The following is a 5192-nucleotide window of genomic DNA, read 5'->3' as shown; positions in this document are numbered from 1 at the left end:
GCGTGGAGGGCAGGTCCACCCAGCGTACGTCGGAGGTACGCAGCCCCGCGCGCGCCAGAATCCACAGGGCGAAGTAATGCGACGAGCCGCCCGGATACACGCCCACCCGCTTGCCTCGCAGGCTGGCCAGGTCCGGCACGCCCACCGCCGCCATGGCCTCCTGGCCCCGGCTGCGTCCCACGAGCAGCACCGTGCGCGGCGCCGCGTCCCTCAAGGTCGGCGCCCAGGACGCGAGCCGGTCCACCGACAGGGCGGCCATGTCCACGCCGCCGTTCTCCGCGCCCACGGACAGGGCCTGCTTCAGCTCCTCTTCGCGCGCGAAGAGCACCGCGCGGGCGTCCAGCGCGTAGGCCGTCTTGAGCAGCCCCTGCGCGGCGCCCGGAGGAGTGGCGGGGTTGTCCAGGGTGGTGGCGCCGCCGGCTGCCACGAGCAGCGCGGAGGCGGACCCGCGCGGGGTGAAGCCAATGAGCACGGGCCTGAGCGGCACCGATGCCACGTCCGCCACCGGGGCCGCGACGCCCGCCGGGAAGTCACCCGGGGACAGCCGCACCGCTTCACGGGTGGAGGGAAAGAAGCGCGCCTGCAGGCGGTCGAGATAACCCGCCCGCGAGGCGAACACGTACCCCGCGCCCAGGACACAGAGCGCGAGGAAGAGAAAGAGGCCGGGTCCGCGGTGCAGCTTCATCCGTGTGCGCCGGCCCCTTTCATGGGGGGAGACCTACTTGATCTCCACCTTCTTGCCGATGGTCTTTTCCGGACCGGCACCCACGTCCGACACCGGCGCGGGGCTGTCCATCAGGCCCATCTCCATCTTGAACTGCTTCACCAGCTCGTCGCCCTGGATCTTCTCCGCCTCTTCCTCGATGGCCGCGGCCTGGTGGTCCACCGACTCCAGCGCCATCTGCATGCGCGCCTCGTTGATGGCCGTCTTCTCCTGGACCTTGCGGAGCATCTCGTCGTGCGTGGAGTCCACGCCCGCGACGGTGAAGGACTCCATCGTGTCGGCGACCTTCGCCTGCCACTTGGCGCGGCGCGCGTCCCGGACGGCGTTCATCGCCTCCTGCGTCTTCCGGTCCTTCTCGCGCATGAACGCCTTCTTGACGTTCAGGGCCTTCTCGTAGGCCTGCTTCGCGATGTCCAGCTGCTGCTGGTTGCGCGCGAGGGCTTCCTTCTCCCCCTGCAGCTTGGTCGCGTAGGTGCCGGCCAGGTCGTCACGGCCCGCCTGGATGGCGGCCTTGACCTTGGCGGTCAGCTCCCGCACGTCCTGCTGGTACTTCATGTTCTCCTTCTCGAGCAGCGTCACATTCGCCCGGACCATGGCGATGGACTCGTTCATCTTGGGGACCTGATCGTTCAGGTCACGGATGTTCTGCTCGAGAATCAACTCCGGATCCTCGATGGAGGAGACGAAGAAGCCCGCGAAGCTCCGCATCGCTCTCTTGAATCGCTGCCACATGTCGGCTCTCACCTCCGCCTGTGCCTAATCCCAGTCACCTTACACGAACTCCGACGCCCACAAGCATCCGGCCGCAAGGCGCGTGTCACCGTGACTACGCCTGCCCGGAACGGATGATTGCTCCGGAACAGCCACCGCCCGCCAGCCCGGCCGGGTCCAGGGCCACCGGTCCGGCCCCCATCCGCCACTCCCTGTCCCCTAAAGGGGCCACCCGGGGTCGCGAAAGACGCTGTGGCCATGAACTTGCCGGGTGGGGAGGAAGCGGGGAAAACGAACGTGTCGCATGGACCCGACTCCTCCCGTTGCCTTTGAAGACGAACTCGCGCGGGTGGTGGCCGCCCAACGGCGGCGCGTCCTGGGCGCCGGGGCGGCGGTGCGGCTGGTGGGCACGGTCGTGTTCTTCGCCGTCAGCCTGGGGCTGTGGCTGACGGGCGCGCGGGACTGGGCCCACTACCCGCCCCTGCTGCTCTGCTACGGCGGCGTGGTGGCGCTGCTGTTCGCGCTGCGCGCCAGGCCCCTGACGAAGCAGCTGGGCATCGTGCAGTCGCTGGTGGACGTGGGGCTGGTGTTCGGCCTCCAGCAGCTGGCCCTGCCGGTGTCGCCCTTCCCCGCGGGCGTGGCGGGCTTCAGCCTGGGGCTGTTCGCGCTGGTGGTGGCGCTGTCCGGCCTGGAGCTGATGCCCTGGCTCGTCTACGGCGCGGCGGGCCTGGCGTCGCTGGCCCAGGCCGTCCTCATGCACCAGGCGGGCGTGGGCCCGGGGGCCATGGCCGTGGCGGCGGTGACGCTGGTGCTGGTGGCGGCGGTGAGCCACTACGGCACCGGGCGGCTGCGGCAGCTGGCCATGGACCTGTCGCACGCGGAGGTGGCCCGGCAGCTGGGGGCCCGCCGCACCCACGAGGTGGAGGACGCCCACCGCACCATCGAGCGGATGCTGTCCGAGGCCCACGCGCGCAACGCCCAGCTGGAGGCGCTCCAGGCCCACCAGGAGCAGCTGATGCAGTTCCTGGTGCACGACCTGCGCTCGCCGCTGTCCGCCGTGACGCTGTCGCTGTCGTGGATGGAGCAGGAGCTGCCCATCGGCACGCCGATGGTGGAGTCCGTGCGCACGGGCCTGGCCGTCACCGCGCGCCTGGACCGGATGATCTCCGACCTGCTGGACGTGCCCCGGCTGGAGCAGGGCCGGCTGTCCCCGCGCAAGCAGGCCTTCCCGGTGGCGCCGCTCTTCGACGAGGTTCGCCGCTCGCTGGATGGCGCGGCCCGGCTGCGCAAGATCAAGCTGGAGCTGTCGTCCCCGCCGGGCTTCCAGCTGGTGGGCGACGCGGGCCTGCTCATCCGCGTGGTGGAGAACCTGGCCACCAACGCGCTCCGCTACGCCCCGTCCGGCGGGCGGGTGCGCCTGGAGGCCGGTGAGGCGGAGGGCTTCCAGTGGCTGGCGGTGCGCAACGACGGCATCGCCATTCCGCCGGAGGCGCGCGAGTCCCTCTTCGACAAGTACGTGCAGGGCCACCGCGAGAAGGAGGGCCGCCGGGGCTACGGCCTGGGGCTGTACTTCTCCCGGCTGGCGGCGGAGGCCCACGGCGGGCGGCTGGCGGTGGAGGACGCGGAGGGCTGGGCCACGTCCTTCGTGCTGCGCATGCCCCGGGTACAGCCGACCTCGCAGTCGTCGCTGGACCCGACGGCCGCCTGGCGCCGCTAGGACGCCTTCAGCTTCGCGCGGGCGAAGAGCTTCGTCGCCTGCGTGCGGGCGTTGGCCAGCACCGTGTTCGCATCCAGCGTGGTCAATTCGCCTTCGCGCAGCACCAGCTTGCCGTCGATGAGCACATGCGACACGTCCGTGGAGCGCGCCGAGTACACCAGCGGCCCCGTGACGTCGTCCGGCAGCGGGCAGAAGTGGAAGCCGCGCGTGTCCACCACGGTGAGGTCCGCGCGCTTGCCGACCTCCACGGAGCCCACCTCGTCCTCCAGACCCAGGGCGCGCGCGCCGTGCAGCGTGGCCATCTCCAGGACGTGCATGGGCGTCATCGCCACCGGGCCCACGCGCGGGTTGTGCAGCACGGACGCGAGCCGCATCTCGTGGAACAAATCCAACGTGTTGTTGCACGGGGCGCCGTCCGCCCCCAGCGCCACGGGGATGCCGTCCTTCAGCAGCTCCGGCACACGCGCGTAGCCCGACGCGAGCTTCAGGTTGGAGCCCGGGCAGTGGCACACCACCGTGCCGGACTCGCGCAGCAGCCGCTGCTCCTCGCCCTCCACCCACACGCAGTGGGCCAGCGTGACCTGGGGACCCGTGAGCCCCAACCCGTGGAAGAAGGCGATGTTGTCCTGGCCCGTCACCTGGCGGACCACGTCCGTCTCCGTGCGGTTCTCGCTGGCGTGTGAGTGGATGCGCACGCCCTTCTCCCGCGACAGTCGGCCCACCTCTCGCAGCAGCTCCGGCGAGCAGGACAGGGCGAAGCGCGGCGCGAACGCGTAGCGCAGGCGGTTGTCGTGGGTGCCGTGCCAGCGCTCCATCAGCGCCAGGCTCTCCGACAGGGAGTCCGCCGTCGTCTCACGCAGGCCGGCGGGCACCTCCGCGCCGGAGTCCATCATCGCCTTGCCGCCGACGAGCCGGAAGCCGCTGTCACGCGCGGATTCGAAGACGGCGTCGTAGTGGTGCACGGTGCCCATGTCGAGCGCCGCCGTGGAGCCGGAGCGGATGAGCTCCGCGAAGGTGAGGTCCGCGCTGGCGCGCAGGGACGCCGCGTCGTGCGCCGCCTCCATGGGCCAGATGCGCTCCTTCAGCCAGTCCAGGAGCTCCCGCTTGTCCGCGTGGCCGCGGAACAGCGTCTGGCAGGCGTGCAGGTGGCCATGGATGAGGCCGGGCATCACCACCTGCCCTGCGAGGTCCAGGACGCGGCAGGCGCCCTTCACCTTCAGGCCCCGGCCCACCTTGGCGATGCGCCCGTCCTGCACGAGCACGTCCGCGCGAGGCAGCACCTCGCGGTCCCGGTTCATGGTGACGACGGTGGCGCCAGTGAGAAGCAAGTCCACGTGAGGGAGGTCCTAGAAGAAGGAACGGGTGAAGGCGTGGGGCAGCAGCTCGCTGAGCGGGTAGCGCGCCTCCTGCCCGTTGAGGGTGCGGCTTCGCACCGGAAGGTCAGGCCCGGCGAACTCCGCCATCACCTGGCGGCACATGCCGCACGGGGGACAGGGCTCCGGGGTGTCCACGACGATGGCCACGGCCACCGGCTTCTCGCGGCCCTGGGCCACGCCCGCGACGAACGCGTTGCGCTCCGCGCAGACGGTGAGGCCATAGGTGGCGTTCTCCACGTTGCAGCCGGCCACGATGGAGCCGTCCGCGTAGAGCACGGCGGCCCCCACGGGAAACTTCGAGTACGGCACGTGCGCGCGCTGACGCACCCGCAGGGCCTCCTCGAACAGCCGCTCCCAGGGAATCTCCTCCGCCATGCCGCCCTCCTTCGCGAAGGCGCCGTCCACCGGCGCCCGCGTCCATCCGGGGATGCCCTAGCGGGCGCCCCGGGGTTCGTCCTTGCTCTGGTCGTCCAGGTGCCGGGCGATGGCGAGCTCCAGCTCCACCGGTAGCTCCACGAAGCGCACGCGCACCACCGGGCCCGTCATACCGGCCTTGGGGGGCAGCACCTCGCCGCGCACCTGCACCTCTTCCAGGGACGGGGGAAGCGCGAAGCGCACCTCCACGGTCTGGCCCGGGTCCAGCGCCTCTCCCACCCACCCCACG

The 5192-nt window shown here is 71.2% G+C and carries 5 protein-coding genes and 1 pseudogene; 1 reads left to right on the top strand and 5 read right to left on the bottom strand.

Annotation, left to right across the window (positions count from 1 at the left end; genetic code table 11):
- Both D7V77_RS39895 and D7V77_RS39890 read right to left on the bottom strand, forming a co-directional pair.
- Positions 1-685, bottom strand: a pseudogene (locus D7V77_RS39895) (hypothetical protein); the annotation flags it as partial.
- Positions 686-718: 33 nt separating this feature from the next.
- Entirely contained in the window at positions 719-1456 is a 738-nt protein-coding gene (locus tag D7V77_RS39890) for a PspA/IM30 family protein (RefSeq protein ID WP_120581429.1), read from the bottom strand.
- Between the two features lie 283 nt (positions 1457-1739).
- On the opposite strand from D7V77_RS39890, the gene D7V77_RS39885 reads away from it, so the two are divergent.
- Positions 1740-3152, top strand: a complete 1413-nt coding sequence (locus tag D7V77_RS39885; RefSeq protein ID WP_120581428.1) for a sensor histidine kinase KdpD — start codon at positions 1740-1742, stop codon at positions 3150-3152.
- Here D7V77_RS39885 and D7V77_RS39880 read toward each other — a convergent pair.
- From D7V77_RS39880 to D7V77_RS39870, 3 genes are all read right to left on the bottom strand, one after another.
- On the bottom strand, positions 3149-4486 hold the full coding sequence (locus D7V77_RS39880; protein WP_120581427.1) for a 5'-deoxyadenosine deaminase: 1338 nt from the start codon (positions 4484-4486) through the stop codon (positions 3149-3151). The two genes, D7V77_RS39885 and D7V77_RS39880, sit on opposite strands and share 4 nt — an antisense overlap.
- A gap of 12 nt (positions 4487-4498) precedes the next feature.
- Positions 4499-4903, bottom strand: coding sequence for a cytidine deaminase (locus tag D7V77_RS39875; protein WP_120581430.1), 405 nt, complete (start codon positions 4901-4903; stop codon positions 4499-4501).
- 57 nt (positions 4904-4960) lie between these two features.
- The coding region (locus D7V77_RS39870; protein ID WP_147452315.1) for a PilZ domain-containing protein at positions 4961-5192 on the bottom strand (232 nt) is incomplete at its 5' end.

This window comes from Corallococcus sp. CA041A (assembly GCF_003612075.1).
Classification (GTDB): Bacteria; Myxococcota; Myxococcia; order Myxococcales; family Myxococcaceae; genus Corallococcus; species Corallococcus exiguus.
This window is presented reverse-complemented; position numbering and strand designations above follow the sequence as displayed.

Excerpts from the sequence above, each read along its gene's own strand:
- D7V77_RS39885 (WP_120581428.1), top strand. The coding sequence starts at position 1,740 with ATGGACCCGACTCCTCCCGTTGCCTTTGAAGACGAACTCGCGCGGGTG.
- D7V77_RS39890 (WP_120581429.1), bottom strand. The coding sequence starts at position 1,456 with ATGTGGCAGCGATTCAAGAGAGCGATGCGGAGCTTCGCGGGCTTCTTC.
- D7V77_RS39875 (WP_120581430.1), bottom strand. The coding sequence starts at position 4,903 with ATGGCGGAGGAGATTCCCTGGGAGCGGCTGTTCGAGGAGGCCCTGCGG.